This is a genomic window from Paenisporosarcina sp. P4_D4 (genome assembly GCF_056401835.1).
In genome coordinates, this window is the sequence record NZ_JBFUIO010000245.1 from 1 (window position 1) to 1,919 (window position 1,919).

Consider the following 1,919-nt stretch of genomic DNA (forward strand, 5'->3'; position numbering starts at 1 on the left):
GCTTTAGATAGTGGAAACAAAGAACTGTTTATGAAATTGACTACTAAGAAAATAAATAATTGAAAAAATAATCGGAGAACTGATCAGTATTAATGTGTAGCTACACCTCCTGACGGGGAGGAAATTGAAGAATGTGCAAAAGAGTGTTTGATGAAAAGATTGAGCTAAAAGACAATGCAATGCTAAAGGCAAGACCTGGGCTTTTTTATGAATGGGATTTTAGTAAGAATGATGAATTGGGGCTTGATGTTTATAAGGCGACTAAGGGAACGCATAAAATTGTATGGTGGCTGTGTCCAAAGTGTGAAAGTCCTTATGATATGGAAGTAAGTAGTAGAACAAGGGGGAGCAATTGCCCATATTGTAAAGGACTAAGAGTTAATAACACTAATTCATTAGCAGCTTTAAGACCTGAAATATCAATACAATGGCATCCAACTAAAAATGGGTACTTAACACCAAAAGATGTTCCATGTGGGACAAATAAAGAAGTCTGGTGGAAGTGTCCTAAACATAAAGAACACTCATACAAAGATAAAATTGCAAATAGGACGAGACTTCATACTAATTGCCCCTATTGTTCCAATAATAGGATATTAATAGGGTTTAATGACATGTGGACGACTAACCCAATCTTGGCATCTATGTTGTTAAATATTGAAGACGGATATAAGTATACTCAAGGTTCTAAAGTACGAGTCGATTGGCGTTGCTCTGGATGCAATATAAGTATAAAGAATAAAAAAATACATGTAATTAAAAAGCACGGTATCCGATGCTTTCAATGTTCTGATGGAAAATCCTATGGAGAAAAATTTATATACAATATTTTAAGAGAAACCAATACGGAATTTAAATGGGAAAAATCATTTGAATGGTCTAATGGCAAAAGATACGATTTTTATTTACMTGAATTAAACGCACTTATCGAAGTGCATGGTGAACAGCATTATAAAAAAGGATTTGAAACAATGGGAGGAAGAAGTCTTCAAGAAGAGAAAGCGAATGACATACTAAAAAGAGAACAAGCAATTAAAAGCGGATATATTTATTTTGAAATCAATGCTATGGATGAAAACAACATTAAAAATGAAGTAATATCAAGCCAACTACATCGCATTATTAACATGACAAATATTAATTGGGGTAAAGTTCACAAATTGTCATCAAGGTCATTAACTATTGAGACATTGAATTTATGGAATTGTGGGAACAGCGTTTCTGATATTATAGAAAAACTTCAATTGTCACGAACAACCATAATCAAATATTTAAAAAAATCGACACATGCTGGGATTTGTAACTATGATCCAAAACTAGAATTAATAAAAACTGTGACGGAAAATGGGAAAAGAAATAATAAACCTCTAGCTCAGTTAAGCATGAGTGGAAAATTAATAAAAGTGTGGGCTAGTGCAAAAGAAGCGAATTTAGTTTTGAACATCGGAAAACCCTGTATATCAGCAGTCTGCAAAGGAAATCAAAAATCAGCAGGTGGCTTCAAATGGATGTACAAAGAGGACTATGACAAACTCATAGCAGAACAGGATTAGTCTGTTTCAATTGCTATTTAATTAATAAATTATAATCAAAAAGGGGTTTAAACCATGAGTATTAAGCTAATTTGTGCCGTAGATTCAAATTGGGCGATAGGCAATAAAAACCAACTTTTATTCGCTATTCCACAAGATTTAATACGATTTAAGCAACTAACTGAAAACCAATTCTGCATCTTCGGGCGAAACACATTTGAAAGTATTCTGAATTACAATAATGGAAAACCACTATCCGATCGAACGAACGTGGTCTTGACTCGTAATCGTAAATATGATTCTCCTATCGGTGTTTATAAATCGGATTCTGTTGAGCATATTCTTAATCATTACAATAGCGGAAAACAACACAAGGATATCATGGTG

At 33.4% G+C, this 1,919-nt stretch carries 3 protein-coding genes; all 3 read left to right on the top strand.

What is annotated here, in order from left to right; translation table 11 throughout:
• The coding region (locus AC1DSL_RS17655) for an IDEAL domain-containing protein (protein ID WP_477533233.1) at nt 1-63 on the top strand (63 nt) is incomplete at its 5' end.
• 68 nt (nt 64-131) lie between these two features.
• Nucleotides 132-1,553 (top strand): zinc-ribbon domain-containing protein, encoded by a 1,422-nt coding sequence (locus AC1DSL_RS17660; RefSeq protein ID WP_477533231.1) that lies wholly within the window; start codon nt 132-134, stop codon nt 1,551-1,553.
• A gap of 54 nt (nt 1,554-1,607) precedes the next feature.
• Nucleotides 1,608-1,919 (top strand): dihydrofolate reductase (locus AC1DSL_RS17665; RefSeq protein ID WP_477533232.1); only part of this gene is annotated, 312 nt, incomplete at its 3' end.